A 19,668-nucleotide genomic window follows, 5' to 3' on the forward strand; every position below is an offset into this window, starting at 1 on the left:
CTCGTTCTAATGGTGAATACTATATCTCGAAATTAGTCCATTTAGCATCGCTCTGGGAAGAACGTACTACATTATCGATGAATGCCATACCACGTACGCCTTCTTCAGTGCCCGGGAAGTCCAGGGATTCAGGAGAAGGTTGTACGCCGTCGATTTTGGCAGATAAGGTTCGGGCAAAGTTGCGATACAGGTTACCAAATGCTTCGAGGTATCCTTCGGGGTGACCGCCAGGAGTGCGGGTGTTGTGGGTCATGTAGCTCGACTGGAAAGTATATCCGCCGCCTGCGCGATAGATTTCAGTGGGCTTGTCCAGCCATTTCACCAGCAGGGTATTCGGCTCGTGTTGCGCCCATTCGAGGCCGCCTTTTTCGCCATATACGCGGATCTTCAGGGCATTTTCTTCACCGGCAGCTACCTGGGAGGCCATCAGTACGCCCGCAGCGCCATTGTCGAAACGCAGTAATACGGCGCCATCGTCATCCAGGGCACGGCCAGGTACGAGTATATTCAGGTCGGCACAGAGTTTTTCGATTTTCGCACCACTGATATATTCTGCCAGGTTAGCAGCGTGGGTGCCAATATCGCCCATACATCCGCTTTTACCGGATTTTTTCGGATCTGTTCTCCAGGCTGCCTGTGCATTTCCTTCTCTCTCACTCAGTTTGCTGAGCCAGCCCTGTGGATATTCTACCCATACCTTGCGAATTTTGCCCAGGGCGCCATCTTTCACCATCTGCCTGGCTTGCTTTACCATGGGGTATCCGGTGTAGGTATGTGTCAGTAAAAGTGTTAAGCCGGTGGCTTCTACTTTAGCTTTTAATTGTTTGGCTTCTTCCAGGGAAAACGTAATTGGTTTTTCTATCACTACGTTAAAGCCGAGGTCCAGCGCCATCATGGCAGGTTCGAAGTGTGCAAAGTTCGGTGTAACGATGGTCACGAAGTCCATACGTTTATCTGCCGGCATAGCCGCTTCTTTGGTTAACATGGTTTTGAAATCGAGATAGGTGCGTTCCGGATCGAGGAACAGCATTTTACCTGATTCTACGGCAATTTCATTATTGATGCTGAGGGCACCTGCCACCAGCTCTATCAGTCCATCCATATTGGCGGCAATCCGGTGGATGGCGCCAATGAAGGCGTCTTTACCGCCTCCGATCATTCCCATTCTTAGTTTCCGTGTCATATTTACAATGCTCTTTTAGAGGTTATACTATTTGAATCTGTGCTTTTTTGCGGTTGCGCATATAAAAGAAGAGCCCGGCAAATGCTACAATCAACATCACTGGTATGATCAGGGTAGCGTTAATAATTTCGGGGCCGGCTACAGCAGTCGCCTGGCTGAAGGCCGTAGCTTCAGGAGAGCCGGGAGCTGCGGAGCGGTAAGCATCCAGCGAAGCGCCGGCAGGCAATTGTTTGGTAATGATAGTGTCGTAGAAACCGCCCATGAAGTACATGTACACGGATACGGCAAACATACCGGCGCCACCCATCAGGTTCATGCCCAATGCACCTGATTCCGGAATGTTTTCAGACACAAAGCCCAGCATGGTTGGCCAGAAATAAGTTACGCCCATACCAAAGATAAAGGCTGCCACAAATACCATACTGCCGGATACATGCGACAGCAGGTACAAACCGATAGCGGATAAAATGGCAGATATCAGCAATACGCCGGTAGGAGAAATTTTATGTACCACTGGTCCGGCGATACCGCGTCCCAGTGTTTGGGTACCCGCTGTTAATGCCAGGATCAGGATAGAATTTTCAGTAACATTCTTCAGCAATACTTCAATCCACTGACCGGTAAAGAGTTCTGTGATGGCGGTGCCAAACATCAGGATAAACATAACGATGAACAGGGGGCTTAACACAGATTTGTACATCTGTGCAGAAGATACGCCGGAAGCCACTCTTTCCGTTACCGGGAAATCGAGTTGCATAAAAAGATAACCATAGATCAGGGTAGGAATAATCATGGTAGCTACCTGCAGCTGCCAGCTAAGTCCGAGTTTAGACAACAGGAATACCAGCAGCGTACCTACTACGATACCGCCGGGAAACCAGAGGTGGAAGTGATTGAGCTTGGTGGTTTTGTTGTCGGGGAAGATAGTAGCTACCAGTGGATTACAGGCTGCTTCTACTGTACCATTGGCCATCCCGATAAACAGGGTGGAAATAAACAGGGACCAGAATCCACCGGCAAATACGGTGAGAATGATACCTGTGAGATGGAGTACGAAAGCTGCGAGGAGCAGGCGTTTCATACCTATCGCATCTACAATGAAGCCTCCTATTACCACTGCCAGCGGGAATCCCCAGAAAGCAGTTCCGGCAATAATGCTCAATTCTTTTGTATCCAGGTGAAATTCGACGCCCAGGCGGCTTAAGATGCCGGCGCGAATACCAAAGGATAACGATGTTACCAGCAGGGCCATACAGCTGGCTACAAACAGTTTTTGTGGCTGAATTCCATTTGCCATAAACGTGGACTTTTGAGTAAAACTTGAAAACCTATATTAAACCTTTAAATTTATAAAAAGTATTTTCATATTTCCATCTTTTTGTATGGACGAACGGCATTTTTCCTGAAAATTTTCATTTTCGCGGGGAATGTCCCGTGGTACAAGGGGGTATCACGATTTCATTATGGTCCCTGCGGTAATAATTCAGGATAAGCGGTTGGGGGCAGCCCACGCCATTGACCACTCATTTTACCCGAATCCAAACGGGAAAGTGTAATATATAATATAATTATATGCGGGTTCAGGGAGATAGGAATCTCGTTGCCTGCTGCTTCGCCGCAGGTGTTATATTATGCCGCAGAACATCCACAGCGGCCTGTTAGCAGCAAATACTATCAATATGTTAATTGATAGCGGGAAAAGCAAAATCCCTTCAAAATCCCCGCTAAATCACCGAATTTATTCCTACTTTTACAGGCCTTACGGGGCAGCTGTAAAACTGACACCTTGACAGTTGGCCTTTACAAGCACAATATTTGAGTAACCAGGATGCCGTCTGTCCAAACTGACTAAGCCCGCAGCCTTAGTGCCACAGGCTGATAAAGCAGGACGTTATCAACTGATTATATACTCAGCCTGGATGGGAGTAGGTTACCATAAATAGAAATCGTAATTCGTAATTAAACGTTTAACATGTTAGGTTTTTTATCAAAGCTATTTGGAGGGAATAAATCAGAAAGGGATATCAAATCCATCTCTCCGGTGGTACAGCAGATTAATGAGGAGTACGAAAAACTGCAATCCCTGCCTATTGATGAGCTGCGCCGCAAAACGCAGGACTTCCGCGGGCGTATCGCCCAACACCTGGCCTCTATTGATAAAGAAATAGCGGAGAAACAAGAGAACGCCGATACCACAGAAGACGTAACAGAAAAGGATACCATATACCAGGAGATAGATATTCTGAAAAAAGACCGCGATAAGCAACTGGAAGTAATACTGAAAGAACTGCTGCCCGAAGCTTTCGCCGTTGTAAAAGAAACAGCCCGTCGCTTTACCAACCATCCAACGCAAACCGTTACCGCCACTGACCTGGACCGCCAGCTCGCCGTAAAAGGTGACTACGTAACCATAGAAGGAGATAAAGCGATCTGGAAAAATACCTGGAATGCCGCCGGCAATATGGTTACCTGGAACATGGTACACTATGATGTACAGCTGATCGGTGGTACCGTATTGCACCAGGGTAAGATTGCTGAAATGGCAACGGGTGAAGGTAAAACGTTGGTATCTACCCTGCCAGCCTACCTCAACGCATTGGCCGGACAAGGCGTACACATTGTAACCGTGAATGATTACCTGGCACGTCGTGACTCCGAATGGAACGGCCCCCTGTTTGAATTCCTTGATATTACCGTAGACTGTATCGATAAACACCAACCCAATACACCGGATCGCCGCAATGCCTACCTGGCAGATATTACCTATGGTACCAACAACGAATTCGGCTTCGACTACCTGCGCGACAACATGGTACACAGCCCGGATGAAATGGTACAGCGTAAACATCACTATGCCATGGTGGATGAGGTGGATAGCGTATTGGTAGATGATGCCCGTACCCCGCTGATCATTTCCGGTCCTATCCCACGTGGAGAAGAACAGGAATTCCATGCGCTGAAACCACGTATCGAATACCTGGTGGAAATGCAGAAAAAGTCGGTGAACCAATACCTGCAGGAAGCCAAGAAACTGATAGCAGAAGGTAAAGATGATCCCAAAACCGGTGGTCTGGCCCTGATGCGCGCCTGGAGAGGTTTGCCAAAGAGCAGCGCCCTGATTAAATATCTCTCTGAAGCAGGTAACCGCGTATTACTGCAAAAGGCAGAAAACTATTACCTGGCAGACCAGCAACGCGAAATGCCAAAGGTTGACGAAGGCCTGTTCTTCGTGATCGATGAAAAACAAAACAGCGTAGACCTCACCGATAAAGGTATTCACCTGATCACACAAGGTGGAGAAGATGCCAACTTCTTTATCCTGCCAGATGTGGGATCAGAACTGGCAGAAATTGAAAAACTGTCAATAGCAGCAGAAGAAAAACTGCAGCGGAAAGATATGTTGCTGCAGGACTTTGCCGCTAAATCAGATCGTATCCACTCCGTGCAGCAATTGTTGAAAGCGTATACCCTGTTCGATAAAGACGTTGAATACGTAGTACTGGACGGTAAGGTAAAGATCGTAGATGAGCAAACCGGTCGTATCCTCGATGGACGCCGTTACTCCGATGGTTTGCACCAGGCGATCGAAGCAAAAGAAAATGTGAAAGTGGAAGCAGCTACCCAAACATTTGCTACCATCACTTTACAGAACTTCTTCCGTATGTACCACAAGCTGGCCGGTATGACCGGTACCGCTTCTACAGAAGCAGGTGAATTGTGGGAAATCTACAAACTGGATGTGGTGACCATTCCTACTAACCTCCCTATCTCCCGTATCGATGCGGAAGACCTGGTATATAAAACCAAGAGAGATAAGTATAAAGCGGTAATTGATGAAATTAAGCAATTACAGGCCAAAGGACGTCCGGTACTGGTAGGTACTACCTCCGTAGAGGTGTCGGAGTTGCTGAGCAAAATGCTGACTTTCGATAAGGTACCGCACAACGTATTGAACGCTAAACAACACGCCCGTGAAGCACAGATCGTAGCAGAAGCAGGTTTACCGGGAGCGGTAACCATCGCTACCAACATGGCCGGTCGTGGTACAGATATCAAGCTCGGACCTGGCGTAAAAGAAGCCGGTGGTCTGGCTATCATCGGTACGGAAAGACATGAAAGCCGTCGTGTAGACAGGCAGCTGCGTGGTCGTGCCGGTCGTCAGGGAGATCCGGGAACTTCCCAGTTCTTCGTATCCCTGGAAGATGACCTGATGCGTATGTTCGGTTCAGAACGTATTGCCGGCCTGATGGACCGTATGGGTTATAAAGAAGGAGAAGTAATCCAGCACAGCATGATTACCCGCTCCATCGAAAGAGCACAGAAGAAAGTAGAAGAAAATAACTTCGGTATCCGTAAACGTCTGCTGGAATACGATGACGTGATGAATAAGCAGCGTACCGTGATTTACGCAAAACGTAACCACGCCCTGTTTGGCGAGCGCCTGGCCATCGATATTGATAATGCATTCTATGATGTAGCTGAAAGCATGGTTACCACACACAAAGGCAGTGGCGACTATGAGGCCTTCAAAATGGATGCTATCATGAACTTCTCTATCGATACCGCTATCACCGCTGAAGAGCTGAACAGAACAGATGTGCCTACCCTGGCCAACAGGCTGTATCACGAAGGGAAAGGCAATTACCAGCGTAAAGTAAATGACCTGGTAGCGAATACCTTCCCGCTGATTGAGCGTATCCACACAGAACAGGGGCACCAGATCGAAAATATCTCTATTCCATTTACCGATGGTAAGAAAGGTATTAACGTAATGGCGAACCTGCAGAAAGTGGTAGAAACCAAAGGTCATGAAACCATGAATGCGCTGGAACGCAGCATCACACTGGCCCTGATCGATGAATCCTGGAAGGAGCACCTGCGCGCAATGGACGACCTGAAACAGTCGGTACAAAGCGCCGTATACGAACAAAAAGATCCATTACTGATCTATAAATTCGAAGCCTTTAACCTGTTCAAGGAAATGGATGGCGAAACCAGCCGCGATATCGTATCCTTCCTGTGTAAATGTGGTATTCACGGTGGTAACCAGGAGCAGGAAGCCGCGGAAATCCGTGAAGCACATGAAGAAAGAACGGATATGAGCCGTATGCGGGCTTCCCACGAAGAGCTGGTAGACAATAATGGCCACCAGGGCGCAGCCCCGGATTACCAGGTAGCTGAAGAGGTGAAATCTGAACCCGTTCGTCACCAGGGTCCGCAGATTGGCCGTAATGACCTCTGCCCTTGTGGTAGCGGCAAGAAATACAAACAATGCCACGGTAAGAACGCGTAAGTAGTTATACCACTATAACGAATATCAGAACGGATTACGGCAACGTAATCCGTTTTGCATTAATTTCGCCCTGTAATCAGTAAATGTATTTATGGAGATTAACCGCTATATAGACCATACCGTATTGAAACCCACCACCACGCTGGAGGATATCAAAAAGTTGTGCATGGAATGCGTGGAGTATGATTTTGCCGCCGCCTGTGTACCACCACTGTACGTGAAACTGGCCAAAACATTCCTGGGATCTACCAATACCAAAGTTGCTACCGTCATCGGTTTTCCATTCGGCTATTCGGCTATTGAAGCCAAAGTGGCGGAAACGGTGCTGGCCATTGTAGATGGCGCAGATGAACTGGACCTGGTGATCAATATCTCCGCGATTAAAAATAATGACTGGGAATTCCTTGAGAAGGAAATTGCCAATATCATGTATATCATCCGGGAAAAGAAGAAAGTGATTAAAGTAATTATTGAAAGTGGCATATTATTAGAAGAGGAAATCGTGAAATGTTGCCAGCTTTACAGTAAATACGGTGTGGATTTCATGAAAACCTCCACTGGCTATGCTGAAAAGGGTGCTACGGTAGATGCGGTTAAACTGATGAGGGCAAATTTACCAGCCAACATACAAATAAAAGCTTCCGGCGGTATTCGTACCTTTGCTTTTGCGAAGGAGTTGGTGGAAGCCGGTGCTACCCGCATTGGCGCCAGTGCCAGCGTAAGTATCATGAAGGAGAGCAAAGAACAGTAATTATTCATTCGTTAATTATACCTTATTTCATGCAAAAGTTATTCATCCTGGTCTGCTGCCTGTTAGGAAGTAGTTGGGCAATGGCCCAGGACAACAGCGTGGCCACTAACGGTGGCGTAAGAGTGGTAAAAGATAGCCGGCTGGATGTGCTGATTAAAAAGCAGATCTATATCAATACCCTGGCTATCCGCAACCAATCCGGTTTCCGGGTACAGGTAATTTCCACCAACAAACGTGGCGATGCCAATGAGGCCAAGGCGAAGGTGATGCAGCTTTTTTCCGACTATCGTACCTATCTTGATTATCAAGCCCCCTATTTTAAAGTGCGCGTAGGCGATTTCAAAACCCGTGAAGAGGCCACCGAATTACGGGACAAATTATCCGACCTGTTTTCAGGAGGTGTATTTGTAGTACCTGCCATTATTAACGTGACACTGGATAAAGAACTATCGAATGAAGAATCGAATTAAAGAGTTGGCGAAGGCATATGCGCCCGAGTTTACCGCTGTGAGGCGCCATCTGCATTCCCACCCCGAACTGTCTTTCCAGGAATTTAAGACCACTGCGTTTATCCAGGAACAGCTCACCGCCTTTGGCGTCCCTTTCCAGGCAGGTATTGCCGGAACGGGTATTATAGCGCTCATTGAAGGTAAAAACCCCGCTTCCAAAGTGATTGCCCTGCGTGCCGATATCGATGCGCTGCCCATTACCGAAGCCAATGAAGTATCCTACAAATCTACCAACCCGGGCGTCATGCATGCCTGCGGACACGATGTACACACCTCCTGTGTACTGGGTGCTACTAAGATACTGAACGAGTTAAAAGATCAGTTTGAAGGCACCATTAAAGTACTGTTTCAGCCGGGTGAAGAAAAACACCCAGGTGGCGCCAGTATTATGATTGAAGAAGGCGCATTGGAAAATCCACGCCCCGACGCTATTTTGGGATTACATGTGCACCCTTCCCTGGAAGTAGGTAAATTGGGATTTCGTGCCGGCAAATACATGGCCAGCGCCGATGAAATTTACATCACTATAAAAGGTAAAGGTGGTCATGCGGCACAACCACATCTTACTGTAGATACCATCCTGGTAGCATCTCAGCTAGTGGTAAGCCTTCAACAGATTATCTCCCGTAATAACAATCCTTTTTCACCCTCCGTATTATCTATCTGTGCCTTCAATGGCGGATTTACTACCAACGTAATCCCCAGCGAAGTAAAGCTGATGGGTACTTTCAGAGCTATGGATGAAACCTGGCGGTTTAAAGCGCATGAGCTGATCCGCAAACAGGCCATCGGCATCGCCGAAGCGATGGGGGCTGAAATAGATATTGAAATATTGGTTGGGTATCCTACTTTATACAACAATGAAGTAGTTACCAGCAAAGCCAGGAACTTTGCCACCGACTACCTGGGCAAAGAACTGGTGGGAGATACAGAAATCCGGATGGGCGCAGAAGACTTTGCGTTCTATTCGCAGGTAGTACCGGCCTGCTTTTTCCGGCTGGGTACCGGCAATATAGCCAGGGGTATTACTTCCGGCGTACACACGCCCACTTTCGATATAGATGAACAGGCGATTGAGGTAGGCATGGGTACTATGGCCTATTTAGCTACACAGTTCTAAAGATATGTATATGATGAGAACGTCCCGGTAAATATCGGGACGTTTTTATTTTAAAGCCTGGAAAAAGTAACTCCGCACCGACAATAATTTGTGCAACTGGCCAGGTATCGCTTTATTTGCAAATAATACCTATTAGTATGTTTTTATGAAAAAAGCAGAAGGAACACGATTGAATATCCTGCAAAAAGCTTTTGCGCTGATATACGAAAAGGGCTATCAGACCACCAGTATCGACGATATTCTTGCTACCACGCAAGTAACAAAAGGGGCTTTTTATTACCATTTCAAAAACAAAGATGAAATGGGAATAGCTATTATAAACGAATTGCTAAGACCCATACTTACCAGCAGTTTTATTGCGCCATTGCAAAACGATAAAAATCCCATAGATACTATTTACAACCTAATGCATTATCTCTTAATCGAGGATGAGTTTTTACAAGTGCAACACGGTTGCCCTGTTGCCAACTTTACACAAGAAATGGCGTCCTGGAATAAAGATTTCAACCATGCATTAAATGAAATTACACAGCAATGGGTAAAGACAATGGCAGCGGTCCTTGTAAAAGGAAAAGAAAAAGGACAAATACGCGATGATATAAATGCAAAGCAGGTAGCCATGTTTGTAGCATCCGGCTATTGGGGCATACGAAATTTTGCAAAACTCGAAAATGACAAAAAGGTTTATCTGTCTTATTTAAAAGAACTTAAACGCTACCTCAACACCCTGAAATAATTTTTTCTTAAAAAACATACTAATTAGTATGTTTTTGTTTTACTTTGCATCGTAAACGAAAAATACGATGTATCAGGCGCTTACATTTTATCATTCAATTTTCCGCTGGCTTGTACTGGCAAGCTTAATTTTTGCTATTTACAACGCATACAAAGGATACACCTCAAAACGTCATTTTACCAAAACAGACAATGCCATCAGGCATTGGACAGCCACCATTGCCCATATTCAATTGGTAATTGGAATTATTCTGTATTCTCAAAGTCCCGTTATTAAATATTTCTGGACAAATTTTAAAGACGCTGTTATCCATATTGATATGGCTTTCTTTGGTTTAATCCATATTGCTTTAATGTTATCAGCTATCATATTCATTACTATTGGTTCGGCGTTAGCAAAACGGAAACCAACAGATAATGAAAAATTCAAGACAATGCTGATCTGGTTTTCAATATCTCTGCTTATCATTCTCATTGCCATTCCCTGGCCGTTTTCACCATTAGTAAACAGACCTTACTTTAGATAAAATGAAAGAGTTATTTAAAACAAAAATCGGAAGATTACGAATTATTGGCTACCTGGAAGGGATTTCATTGTTAGTATTGGTTTTTGTAGCCGTTCCAATGAAGTATTACTTCGGAAACCCAAGCCTGTCAAAGGCACTCGGCCCCATTCACGGAGCAATATTTTTACTCTTTTTGTTCAACACATTAAGCGTTGGCGTGGAACAAAACTGGAAATTCAAAACAACCACCTGGAGAGTTATTTTGGCTTGCTTCATTCCATTCGGGACCTTTTACATTGACAGCCGCATTCTAAGCAAACTCAAAGAGAAAGAATGAAAACAGGTTTAATAATAGCAGGTGTACTTTTACTACTATACGTTTCGTATCGAACCTATCGTTTTGCTACGCTTGACAAAGGCTTATCCACTGAAATTGCAAATGGGGCAATCATATTAGATGTTCGGACGGAGAATGAATATGCCATGGGGCATATTGAAGGCGCAATCAATATTTCATTGGGAACAATCCGGGAAAGGTACATTGAACTCGATTCCGGTAAGACTTACATCACGTGTTGTTCGCACGGTTTAAGAAGTGTGAAAGCGGAAGCCATTCTAAAAGAAAGGGGATTTAAGCATGTTTTTAATGGCGGCGCCTGGACGGATCTGGAAAAAATTGTAACCGGGCAGAAAAATAAGAAGTGATGATGGCTTTTAAAACAGGCGTGTACGCGATAGCTACTGCCTGGCTTGAAGATTTCTATTTAAAAGAAGGGCCTGTTAAACAACAGGCCCGTTTTTTTAGATAGAATATTTATTGCTAAATGTATGAAAGGTGTTAATTCATTTTCTTCAGGCTGTTGACCGCCTTCCCGGCTATAGTCAGGTTGGCGAGACTATCTACCTTGATATCTCCATAGTTGTAAGACGTATAGAGATAGAGTGATCCATTTTTATGCATGATAATATTTACTGAATCCAGGTTCGCAACTTCGCCGAATTCCAGAACATTGGTAGTGTCGCCCGTATAATTTAAGCGCCTCACGGTTACATCATTAAAGTAGGAGCGTACATGTGGGCCTCCGTACATATCCAGTTGATTAAATACCAGGCCGTGCATGAAAATATTGCAGCTGCTGGTGTTATGGATGTAATTCAACGATGGGCAATTTACCGTAATGTCATGCATTTTCCGGATATCGATAAACAGGGTGTCACCCGATTGATGTGATACTATATTTTTGTATGACTCCAGGCTATAATCTGCTGCCGCGTTAATAACCACATCAGGAGGGGTGTTGTTGCCGGGGGTGAGTCCTGCTGGGCTGGTTAATACCAGGGCTTTGAATGGCGGAAGGGAGGCCTTGGTATAATCAGGATCGGGCTTTTGCCGCTTGTCGTATGCCGGATTGTTGGTGATGCCTTTGTTATAGCCCGCTTTCAGTATAATGGCAGAAAACAGCATGCCTATTACCAGTAGTCCCATGAATCCCAGGAGTAATTGATTGCTCGTTTTCATGTTAGTTAAAGTTTGATTTTTTGAATTTCTCAAAATGGGGTTTCAGTTCATCGAGGTCGAGGTCCAGCAGGTACATGCTGCGGAAGAAGCTGGGTAATTCATTGGTGATGAAAGCTTCTTTTTTGTATTGCTTTATTTTCTTTACCGCATCAGCGCTGATGAAATAGCCGATTCCTCTTTTATTGTAAATAATTTCCTGTTGTTGCAATAGCTCACAGGTGCGCATCACCGTATTGGGATTTACTTCCAGTAGTACGGCCAGTTCCCTGACGGAGGGCAGGCGTTCTTCGGTCTGCCATTTACTGAGCAATACCTGCTCACAGATATAGTCTGCGATCTGCACGTATATTGCCTGGGTATCTTTGAATTCCATCTCTCAATAATTTAAATTTCCTGGTCTTTCAACCTAAAAAAGGCAATCGTCCATAAAATGGGGGCTAACAAAAACTTGAAGGCGAAGAGGTATATGTTCTGTAGCCAAACCGGGATGAAATAGGTGGTAGTATGCCATACCTGTGGGCCGCCTGTTTGTTTAATAACGAGTATAAATGGCATCCCTCTTTTCCACATATCTTTTTCAAATCCGAACACAAAAGTCAGCAAGATACAGTTAACGAAATAGAGACCCAACGCAAAAAGAAATATGCAGAGCACTGTTTTAATAAAAGAGATTTTATGAAAATAGGTGGCGCCCAGTAAGAAGGCGGCCTGCAGGAGGAAGTAAGCATAATAGATATACTTTTTTTCATCGGGGTCGCTGAGAAACTGGTAATTCAGCTCAATGGGCTTATGACGCAGGGTCAGTTCTATACCATTGATGATTTTATAGGTACCGTAAAAGCTGAGATGATAAAACAGGAAATAGCCTACTGTGGTAAACAAAAGTACCGTGATGAATTTCTCAAACAGAGAAGCTGGTATCATCAGGAAGTCGATCCCTTTTTCCTTGTTGCCCAGTTCATTGAAGGACCTGCTGGTAAGCAGTGTTCCACCGAAGAACAGGCCCATGTAGTAAATCGGCGCTATTTCATTCATCCGGGTAAAGGCATCGCCGTTGAACAATACCATTAGAACGGGGATGATGGTGGATAGGCCGAAAATAGCGGCCATTCCCATCAGGTAAAAACGGTAATGATCCGTAATATGTTTTTGCAGGTAGAGCTGCATACGCGGCAGGCTGAAAAAGTTATTTGGTTGCATGGGCAATTAGTTGAATATTTCCTGGATAGGTTGGTGGTTAGTGAGAATAGCATTGAATAGCAGTTCCATATCTATTTTGCTATGTTCCTGGCCGGTATTGCGGGTAATGATGGTATGTCCCCGCAGATTGCTGTCGGCAAACAGTACACCGGTAGACTCTTCTATACGGCTCACAGTTTTGAAGCTCAGCTTATCCGTTACCGTTTGCACATCTTCCCGGAAAATGATCTTATGGTCGTTGATGATCACGATGCTGTCGATCAGGTTGTCGAGGTCGCGTACCTGGTGCGTGGATATAACAATGCATTTATCCTCACTCACGGCGGCGGCAATTACTTTACGGAACTGGCTTTTAGACGGGATGTCCAGGCCGTTGGTGGGTTCGTCCATGATCAGCACTTTCGTATTGGTGGCCAGGGCGAAGCTGATGAGCACTTTTTTCTTTTGCCCGTAAGACATTTCAGTGAGCATATGATCCCGGGGAATGTCGAATTCTTTGAGGTAGCTGAAGAAAGCGCCCTGGTCGAAGTTGGGGTAAAAGGGCGCATACGTATTCACATAGCGGGTAATGCTCACCCTGGGCAGGTAGAACTCTTCCGGTACCAGGAATATTTCGCGTAGGAAGGCGGGTTGTCTTTTCGCGGCAGCATAGCCCATTACTTCGCAGGTGCCTTTGTCGGGGTACAACAAGCCGGCCATCTGTTTCAGGAGAGTAGATTTGCCTGCACCGTTTTTTCCCAGCAATCCGTAAATATGCCCCGCTTCCAGCCGTAGCTGGAGATTGTCGAAAAGGGGCTTGTTTTTCCGGTAGCTGAATGACAGGGATTGGATGTTAATCATATTATCGTGGTTTAGTGTACTATTTTACTAGTACACTATAAAGGTAGAAGTATTTTTTAAATATCAAAATAAATTTTGGGGGAGCTTGATAAAATAAAGAGAGGAAGCCTGTATACAGACTTCCTCTCTTATATATATTTGTGAGGGTACGTTATTATAATTCAGGATACAGGGCAAACTGTTTCATGAAGGTATTTACTTCTCCTCTTACTTTAGTGATCAGTGCTTCGTTATCTGAATCCAGGATCAGTTGATCGATCCAGTCTACGATTTGTTCCATGTGACCTTCTTTCAGTCCACGGGTAGTGATAGCGGGAACGCCTACACGGATACCGGAGGTAACGAAAGCCGATTTATCATCGAAGGGCACCATGTTTTTATTAACGGTGATATCCGCTTTAACGAGGGTTTGTTCGGCTTTTTTACCGGAGATATTTTTATTGCGGAGGTCAATCAGCATCAGGTGGTTATCGGTACCGCCGGAGATGATTTCATAGCCTTTACCTACCAGGCTTTTAGCCATGGCCTGTGCATTTTTCAGGATCTGGTTGGCGTATACAGTGTAGTCGTCAGACAGGATCTCGAAGAAGGAAACGGCTTTCGCAGCGATGATATGTTCCAGCGGGCCGCCCTGGATGCCAGGGAATACGGCAGTATCAATGAGGGAGCTCATCATGCGGATTTCGCCTTTTGGTGTTTTCAGGCCAAATGGATTTTCGAAATCGGCGCCCATCATGATCATGCCGCCGCGGGGACCGCGCAGTGTTTTGTGGGTAGTGGTAGTAACGAAATGGCAATGTGCAAATGGAGAGTTCAGTAATCCTTTCGCAATCAGACCAGCCGGGTGGGCGATATCTGCCATTACGAAAGCGCCTACAGAGTCGGCAATTTCGCGGATACGTTTATAATCCCAGTCACGGCTATAGGCAGAAGCACCGCAAACAATCAGTTTGGGTTTTTCGCGTTGGGCAATTTCTTCCATTTTATCGTATTCTACGAGGCCGGTTTCTTTGTTAACACCGTAGAAATGAGGCTGATAAAGTTTACCGGAGTAGTTTACTGCAGAACCGTGGGTAAGGTGACCGCCCATGCTCAGATCCAGTCCCAGGATTTTGTCGCCGGGTTGGAGGATAGCCAGCATTACTGCTGCATTGGCCTGTGCGCCGGAATGTGGCTGTACATTCACGTATGCTGCGCCAAATATTTGTTTAGCCCTGTCGATCGCCAGTTGTTCGCTTTGGTCTACAATTTCGCAGCCGGCATAATATCTTCTGCCAGGGTAGCCTTCGGCGTATTTATTCGTCATCACCTGCCCCATCGCCTGCATTACCTGTAAGCTGGTAAAGTTTTCAGAAGCAATTAACTCGATGCCATGGCGCTGACGCTCCAATTCCTGGCCGATTAAATCAAATATTTGCTGGTCTCTTTGCATGTTGCCTTAAATTTGACGCAAAAATAAATGATAGTCTGATGAATTGCAAGAAAAGCCCAAAGCGGGAAAACAAAAGCGACAGCAGCAGGCAAAAATCTGCTATTACGTATCATTCATGCAAATAATTGGCGGTATGAGTGATCCGCGATAATAGCTTTTTGCTTTATCCTTTTAGCTTTTTGCTCTTTTTTGCCTATTTTCGCGGCATTCGAGCGTACTCGCAATCCTAACTACAACACTCAATGAAGGCAATAATACCAGTGGCAGGGGCAGGCACCAAACTTCGTCCACATACATATACCCAGCCCAAAGCATTAATACCTTTAGCCGGCAGAACCATACTCAGTATTATCATTGATCAGCTGGTGGAGGCCGGGATTTCTGAATTTGTATTCGTGGTAGGCTACCTGGGCGAGAAAATCCAACACTACGTTGAAAAGAAATATCCTAAGCTCACCTGTCATTTTGTACATCAGGCAAGCCGCGAAGGTACCGGCCACGCCATGTTACTGACCCGTGAGGTAGTGGGTAACGATGAGATATTGATCGTATTGGGAGATACTATCTGTGAATGTGACTTCAAAGAAGTAATTGCTTCCCCGTACTCCATGCTGGGACTGAAAAAAGTAGATGATCCCCGTAATTTCGGCGTAGCAGAACTCGACGACCAGGCCCGGATAACCCGTGTAGTGGAGAAACCACAGATACCTAAGTCAAACCTCGCCCTGGTGGGACTTTACAAGATCAAAGAAACGCAACAACTCTTCGATTGCCTGCAAAACAATATCGATAATAAGATAAAATCGCATGATGAGTTCCAGTTGACCGATGCGCTGGAATGTATGATAGAGCACGGTGTACAGTTTAACGGCTTTAAGGTATCGAACTGGTTTGACTGTGGCCGTAAGGATACTTTGCTGGAAACAAATGCCATCCTGCTGAAAAAATATAAACTGGCCAGTAACCCGGTATTACCTTACGAAAATACCATTATCATTCCCCCGGTAAGTATTGGTGAAGGCTGTAATATTAAAAACGCCATTATTGGCCCCAATGTAGCCATTGGCGATAATACTGTGATCAACTACTCTATTGTAAAAGACTCCATTATCGGTTCTTTCAGTAACCTGTATGAGGTAGTATTAAAGTCATCGTTGATTGGTAGTGATGCCAATATCCGGGGATTGAGCCAGAGTCTGAATATCGGCGACAATACAGAAATAGACCTGGGATAGCTTTAGGCTTTACGCTTTCTGCTTTATCGTATATTCGTGGCTATGAATGGCCGTATCACTTCCTTATTTAATATTCAATATCCCATTGTCCAGGCAGGTATGATCTGGGCAAGCGGATGGCGTTTAGCCAGTGCCGTTAGCAATGCGGGTGGTTTGGGTTTGATAGGCGCGGGTAGCATGTATCCTGATGTTTTACGGGAACATATACAAAAGTGCAAACAAGCTACTGATAAGCCCTTTGGGGTAAATGTACCGTTACTGTATCCCGATATCGATCAGCTGATGGATATTATCCTGGAAGAGAAAGTACAAATTGTATTCACGTCTGCCGGCAATCCTAAAACGTGGACGCCTGTGCTGAAAGCAGCCGGTGTTAAAGTGGTGCATGTGGTGTCCAGCGCCCTGTTTGCCGGTAAAAGCGAAGCTGCCGGTGTAGATGCAGTGGTAGCAGAAGGTTTTGAAGCCGGCGGGCATAATGGCAGAGAGGAAACCACCACGATGGTACTGATTCCAGCGGTATGTGAACAGGTGAAAATACCCGTGATTGCTGCAGGGGGTATTGGGTCAGGAAAAGCCATGGCAGCGGCTTTTGCCTTGGGGGCGTCTGGAGTACAGGTAGGCAGCTGTTTTGTAGCCACCCCTGAAGCATCTTCCCATATCAACTTTAAACAGGCAGTGGTAGCGGCGAAAGAAGGCGATACTTCTCTTAGCCTGAAAAAGCTGACACCGGTGCGATTGCTAAAGAACAGCTTCTATAACGCCGTTAAAGCCGCGGAAGACAGTGGTGCAGACGCTGCTGCCTTACAGGCATTGCTGGGGCGCGCCCGGGCTAAAAAAGGAATGTTTGAAGGCAACCTGGAAGAGGGGGAGCTGGAAATAGGCCAGGTGAGCGCACTGATACATGAGATAAAACCCGCGGCCACAGTATTAGCTGATATGGTGGCCGAATTCAGGGAAACCATGCAGCGGCTTAAAAATATCGATATATAGTGTTGCATCCCGCCCTATGGGAGCGGGATGCGTATGATTTTAAGGTTTTCTTACCACCCACTTCATTGCTTCTTTCAGCGTAATTTTCTTACCATACATCAGGATACCCGTGCGGTAGATCCGGCCAGCGGCCCAGGTAGTGGTCATAAATCCGCCTATCAGGAAAACGAACGAAAGGCCCAGTTGCCAGTAAGGCACGGTACCTGGTACGCCATAAGGCAACCTGGCCATCATCACCATGGGAGAGGTGAACGGAATAATGCTGCCCCATACTGCCAGGGAGCTGGTGGGATCGTGCACGGCCTTCATCATAATCATGATACCGATGATGATGGGTACTGTTACTGGTATGGTAAGTTGCTGTATATCTGCAGCATCTTCATTGGCAAGGCTGCCAATAGCGGCATACAGCGAAGAATAAAACAGGTATCCTCCCAGGAAATACAATACAAAGCAAGGGAGCAGCAGGCTCCATTGAATACTGCCCACTACTTCGGAGATCCGTCTTACCACTTCCGCCTGTTCGCTCTGCGACATGGCCTGGCTACCCTGGGCCGCGGCCTGCATACTTTCCGGGGAAACGAACAAAGGAATGAGGGAATAGATGGCGGTGATGAGCACGCCCCAGATGAGAAACTGCAACAGGCCTACTGCTGCAATACCAATGATTTTGCCCATCATCAGCTGAAAGGGCTTTACGCTGGAGATCATTACTTCGGCAATGCGGCTTACTTTTTCTTCCATCACCCCTCTCATCACAGAGGTTCCAAACAGTAACAGGATAAAGTAGATAATAAACCCGGAGGCATAGCCAACGCCATAGGCCACCCAGGAGCTGCCTTTCTTGCCTTCTTTCCCGTTTTTGAAGGTCACTTCCACATCCGACTTGATGCCATCGAGTTTGGATTGATCAATACCTTGCAGTTCCATGCGTTTTTTTTCAATAATGCTATTGATATCGCTGTTGATACTGCTTTCCATGGTAACGCTGGCCTGCCCGCTGCTGTAGAATTCAAAGCCGGAGGGGCGGTTGATATCAAATTCGGGTATATATAATACGCCTTCGTAGCCCAGCTCTTCATAGTGTTGCTTCAGGCTGTCGATGTTCTGTTGGTGCAGGTATTTGAAATAAACGCCTTTAGAGTCGGGGAATTTGTTTTCGAATAGCTGGCTGTTATCTACCACTGCAATGAGTTTGTGCTCACTGGAGGAAGTGGCCAGCAGGATGGGAACAATGATCATGGCAGCAAAGGCCAGCGGTACCAGCAAAGTAGTGACCAGGAACGACTTTTTGCGCACACGGGTAATAAATTCTCTTTTTATGATGAGCCATATTTTTTCCATAAACAAGCAGGATGATCAGGTGAGTGGTGCAGCAGCTACGTTATTGCGGCTGTTTTCCGTTTGTTGTACCTGGGTGATGAATACTTCGTTGATAGAAGGTAAAATTTCTTCGAAATAGGTAACAGGAATGTCCTGGCGGATGAAGTGCAGCAGGATATCGTTAGTGGTGCTGTCTTCATTCATTTTTACCGTAAATGCTTTATCGTGTGTTTGCACAATGGTAAAATGATAGGTAGCCATTTGTGCAGGGTTGGGCATGGTACCGAGACCAATTTTAAAGAGTCCCTGTTTGAAGTCCTGTTGTATTTGTTTAACACTACCATCCAGTATTTTATGACCTTTGTTGATCAGCAGGATATGATCGCATATTTCTTCCACCTGTTCCATGCGGTGGGTAGAAAATATGATGGTAGTGCCTTGCTGGCTTAGGTGAAAGATTTCCTGTTTGATCAGGTTGGAGTTAATCGGGTCCAGGCCGGAGAAGGGTTCATCGAGTATCAGCAGTTTGGGTTGATGCAGGATGGTAGAGATGAATTGTACCTTCTGTTGCATGCCTTTGCTGAGTTCATCGATTCTTTTGTTGTACCAGGAGTTGATATCAAACTTATCGAACCAGTATTTGATTTTTTCTACGGCTTCTTTTTTGGGGACGCCTTTGAGTTGGGCGAGGTAGAGTGTTTGTTCGCCTACCATCATTTTTTTATAGAGGCCTCGTTCTTCCGGCATGTAGCCGATGTGGCGGACATCGTTTTCGGGATCAAATTTTTTACCATTGAAAAGAATTTGTCCTTCATCGGGGTAGAAGATGCCGGTAATCATGCGCAGGAGGGTTGTTTTGCCTGCGCCATTGGGTCCCAGTAAGCCGAAGATGCTGCCCTGTTGTATGTCAAAGCTAACATCATCAACCGCTTTGTGGGTGGCATAATGTTTTTTCAGGTGTTTAACTTCGAGTAGGTTCATGATGAAAAATTAGTAATTAATCAGCAATAATTAATTATAATATCTCATACA

The 19,668-nt window shown here is 45.7% G+C and carries 19 protein-coding genes; 10 read left to right on the top strand and 9 right to left on the bottom strand.

Features of this window, described 5'->3' with window-relative positions; all coding sequences use genetic code 11:
• Positions 1–19: 19 nt before the first annotated feature.
• A complete protein-coding gene (locus FHW36_RS05750; RefSeq protein ID WP_145663652.1) occupies positions 20–1,183 on the bottom strand; it encodes a Gfo/Idh/MocA family protein in 1,164 nt (387 codons plus the stop codon).
• A gap of 22 nt (positions 1,184–1,205) precedes the next feature.
• Positions 1,206–2,480 carry an MFS transporter gene (locus FHW36_RS05755; protein WP_145663656.1) on the bottom strand — a complete coding sequence of 425 codons (1,275 nt, stop codon included), beginning with the start codon at positions 2,478–2,480 and terminating at the stop codon, positions 1,206–1,208.
• Between the two features lie 675 nt (positions 2,481–3,155).
• Between FHW36_RS05755 and secA the strand changes: the two genes are divergently transcribed.
• The 8 genes from secA to FHW36_RS05795 all read left to right on the top strand — a co-directional run bounded on the left by secA (position 3,156) and on the right by FHW36_RS05795 (position 10,802).
• Positions 3,156–6,476, top strand: a complete 3,321-nt coding sequence (gene secA, locus FHW36_RS05760) for a preprotein translocase subunit SecA (RefSeq protein ID WP_145663659.1) — start codon at positions 3,156–3,158, stop codon at positions 6,474–6,476.
• 91 nt (positions 6,477–6,567) lie between these two features.
• Entirely contained in the window at positions 6,568–7,227 is a 660-nt protein-coding gene (deoC, locus tag FHW36_RS05765; RefSeq protein ID WP_145663669.1) for a deoxyribose-phosphate aldolase, read from the top strand.
• Between the two features lie 29 nt (positions 7,228–7,256).
• On the top strand, positions 7,257–7,697 hold the full coding sequence (locus FHW36_RS05770) for an SPOR domain-containing protein (protein ID WP_145663684.1): 441 nt from the start codon (positions 7,257–7,259) through the stop codon (positions 7,695–7,697).
• Complete coding sequence (locus tag FHW36_RS05775) at positions 7,681–8,856, top strand: M20 metallopeptidase family protein (RefSeq protein WP_145663694.1); 1,176 nt, start codon at positions 7,681–7,683, stop codon at positions 8,854–8,856. Before FHW36_RS05770 ends, FHW36_RS05775 begins: the two co-directional genes overlap by 17 nt.
• Before the next feature lie 145 nt (positions 8,857–9,001).
• Positions 9,002–9,592: a TetR/AcrR family transcriptional regulator gene (locus tag FHW36_RS05780; protein ID WP_145663697.1), complete on the top strand. Its 591-nt coding sequence runs from the start codon at positions 9,002–9,004 to the stop codon at positions 9,590–9,592.
• 67 nt (positions 9,593–9,659) lie between these two features.
• Positions 9,660–10,118 (top strand): hypothetical protein, encoded by a 459-nt coding sequence (locus FHW36_RS05785; RefSeq protein ID WP_145663700.1) that lies wholly within the window; start codon positions 9,660–9,662, stop codon positions 10,116–10,118.
• Between the two features lies 1 nt (position 10,119).
• Positions 10,120–10,434 (top strand): DUF3817 domain-containing protein, encoded by a 315-nt coding sequence (locus FHW36_RS05790; RefSeq protein ID WP_145663702.1) that lies wholly within the window; start codon positions 10,120–10,122, stop codon positions 10,432–10,434.
• The gene (locus tag FHW36_RS05795; protein ID WP_145663705.1) at positions 10,431–10,802 is read left to right on the top strand and encodes a rhodanese-like domain-containing protein; all 372 of its coding nucleotides are present in this window, start codon (positions 10,431–10,433) and stop codon (positions 10,800–10,802) included. Before FHW36_RS05790 ends, FHW36_RS05795 begins: the two co-directional genes overlap by 4 nt.
• Before the next feature lie 133 nt (positions 10,803–10,935).
• On the opposite strand, the gene FHW36_RS05800 is transcribed toward FHW36_RS05795, so the two are convergent.
• The 5 genes from FHW36_RS05800 to FHW36_RS05820 form a co-directional block, all read right to left on the bottom strand.
• Positions 10,936–11,616, bottom strand: a complete 681-nt coding sequence (locus FHW36_RS05800) for a hypothetical protein (protein ID WP_145663707.1) — start codon at positions 11,614–11,616, stop codon at positions 10,936–10,938.
• A 1-nt stretch (position 11,617) separates the two neighbouring features.
• The gene (locus FHW36_RS05805; RefSeq protein ID WP_145663709.1) at positions 11,618–11,989 is read right to left on the bottom strand and encodes a GntR family transcriptional regulator; all 372 of its coding nucleotides are present in this window, start codon (positions 11,987–11,989) and stop codon (positions 11,618–11,620) included.
• A gap of 11 nt (positions 11,990–12,000) precedes the next feature.
• Positions 12,001–12,816, bottom strand: a complete 816-nt coding sequence (locus FHW36_RS05810; protein WP_145663710.1) for a hypothetical protein — start codon at positions 12,814–12,816, stop codon at positions 12,001–12,003.
• A gap of 6 nt (positions 12,817–12,822) precedes the next feature.
• Entirely contained in the window at positions 12,823–13,656 is an 834-nt protein-coding gene (locus FHW36_RS05815; protein ID WP_145663712.1) for an ABC transporter ATP-binding protein, read from the bottom strand.
• A 154-nt stretch (positions 13,657–13,810) separates the two neighbouring features.
• Positions 13,811–15,088: a serine hydroxymethyltransferase gene (locus FHW36_RS05820; protein WP_145663714.1), complete on the bottom strand. Its 1,278-nt coding sequence runs from the start codon at positions 15,086–15,088 to the stop codon at positions 13,811–13,813.
• Between the two features lie 242 nt (positions 15,089–15,330).
• Between FHW36_RS05820 and FHW36_RS05825 the strand changes: the two genes are divergently transcribed.
• Together FHW36_RS05825 and FHW36_RS05830 are read left to right on the top strand one after the other, a co-directional pair.
• Positions 15,331–16,323, top strand: coding sequence for a sugar phosphate nucleotidyltransferase (locus tag FHW36_RS05825; RefSeq protein ID WP_145663716.1), 993 nt, complete (start codon positions 15,331–15,333; stop codon positions 16,321–16,323).
• A 42-nt stretch (positions 16,324–16,365) separates the two neighbouring features.
• Positions 16,366–17,313 (top strand): NAD(P)H-dependent flavin oxidoreductase, encoded by a 948-nt coding sequence (locus FHW36_RS05830; protein WP_145663718.1) that lies wholly within the window; start codon positions 16,366–16,368, stop codon positions 17,311–17,313.
• Between the two features lie 39 nt (positions 17,314–17,352).
• On the opposite strand, the gene FHW36_RS05835 is transcribed toward FHW36_RS05830, so the two are convergent.
• A complete protein-coding gene (locus FHW36_RS05835; protein WP_145663721.1) occupies positions 17,353–18,657 on the bottom strand; it encodes an ABC transporter permease in 1,305 nt (434 codons plus the stop codon).
• Positions 18,658–18,672: 15 nt separating this feature from the next.
• Positions 18,673–19,617 carry an ABC transporter ATP-binding protein gene (locus FHW36_RS05840; RefSeq protein ID WP_145663723.1) on the bottom strand — a complete coding sequence of 315 codons (945 nt, stop codon included), beginning with the start codon at positions 19,615–19,617 and terminating at the stop codon, positions 18,673–18,675.
• Positions 19,618–19,668 lie beyond the last annotated feature (51 nt).

It is taken from the genome of Chitinophaga polysaccharea, assembly GCF_007829335.1.
Taxonomy (GTDB): Bacteria; Bacteroidota; Bacteroidia; order Chitinophagales; family Chitinophagaceae; genus Chitinophaga; species Chitinophaga polysaccharea_B.

What these genes read in the sequence shown, in the direction of transcription:
- FHW36_RS05755 (WP_145663656.1), bottom strand. Translation starts at nt 2,480, where the DNA reads ATGGCAAATGGAATTCAGCCACAAAAACTGTTTGTAGCCAGCTGTATG.
- FHW36_RS05815 (WP_145663712.1), bottom strand. Translation starts at nt 13,656, where the DNA reads ATGATTAACATCCAATCCCTGTCATTCAGCTACCGGAAAAACAAGCCC.
- FHW36_RS05840 (WP_145663723.1), bottom strand. Translation starts at nt 19,617, where the DNA reads ATGAACCTACTCGAAGTTAAACACCTGAAAAAACATTATGCCACCCAC.
- FHW36_RS05825 (WP_145663716.1), top strand. Translation starts at nt 15,331, where the DNA reads ATGAAGGCAATAATACCAGTGGCAGGGGCAGGCACCAAACTTCGTCCA.
- FHW36_RS05790 (WP_145663702.1), top strand. Translation starts at nt 10,120, where the DNA reads ATGAAAGAGTTATTTAAAACAAAAATCGGAAGATTACGAATTATTGGC.
- FHW36_RS05795 (WP_145663705.1), top strand. Translation starts at nt 10,431, where the DNA reads ATGAAAACAGGTTTAATAATAGCAGGTGTACTTTTACTACTATACGTT.
- deoC (WP_145663669.1), top strand. Translation starts at nt 6,568, where the DNA reads ATGGAGATTAACCGCTATATAGACCATACCGTATTGAAACCCACCACC.
- FHW36_RS05820 (WP_145663714.1), bottom strand. Translation starts at nt 15,088, where the DNA reads ATGCAAAGAGACCAGCAAATATTTGATTTAATCGGCCAGGAATTGGAG.
- FHW36_RS05775 (WP_145663694.1), top strand. Translation starts at nt 7,681, where the DNA reads ATGAAGAATCGAATTAAAGAGTTGGCGAAGGCATATGCGCCCGAGTTT.
- FHW36_RS05750 (WP_145663652.1), bottom strand. Translation starts at nt 1,183, where the DNA reads ATGACACGGAAACTAAGAATGGGAATGATCGGAGGCGGTAAAGACGCC.
- FHW36_RS05800 (WP_145663707.1), bottom strand. Translation starts at nt 11,616, where the DNA reads ATGAAAACGAGCAATCAATTACTCCTGGGATTCATGGGACTACTGGTA.
- FHW36_RS05835 (WP_145663721.1), bottom strand. Translation starts at nt 18,657, where the DNA reads ATGGAAAAAATATGGCTCATCATAAAAAGAGAATTTATTACCCGTGTG.
- FHW36_RS05830 (WP_145663718.1), top strand. Translation starts at nt 16,366, where the DNA reads ATGAATGGCCGTATCACTTCCTTATTTAATATTCAATATCCCATTGTC.
- FHW36_RS05810 (WP_145663710.1), bottom strand. Translation starts at nt 12,816, where the DNA reads ATGCAACCAAATAACTTTTTCAGCCTGCCGCGTATGCAGCTCTACCTG.
- FHW36_RS05785 (WP_145663700.1), top strand. Translation starts at nt 9,660, where the DNA reads ATGTATCAGGCGCTTACATTTTATCATTCAATTTTCCGCTGGCTTGTA.
- FHW36_RS05805 (WP_145663709.1), bottom strand. Translation starts at nt 11,989, where the DNA reads ATGGAATTCAAAGATACCCAGGCAATATACGTGCAGATCGCAGACTAT.
- FHW36_RS05780 (WP_145663697.1), top strand. Translation starts at nt 9,002, where the DNA reads ATGAAAAAAGCAGAAGGAACACGATTGAATATCCTGCAAAAAGCTTTT.
- secA (WP_145663659.1), top strand. Translation starts at nt 3,156, where the DNA reads ATGTTAGGTTTTTTATCAAAGCTATTTGGAGGGAATAAATCAGAAAGG.
- FHW36_RS05770 (WP_145663684.1), top strand. Translation starts at nt 7,257, where the DNA reads ATGCAAAAGTTATTCATCCTGGTCTGCTGCCTGTTAGGAAGTAGTTGG.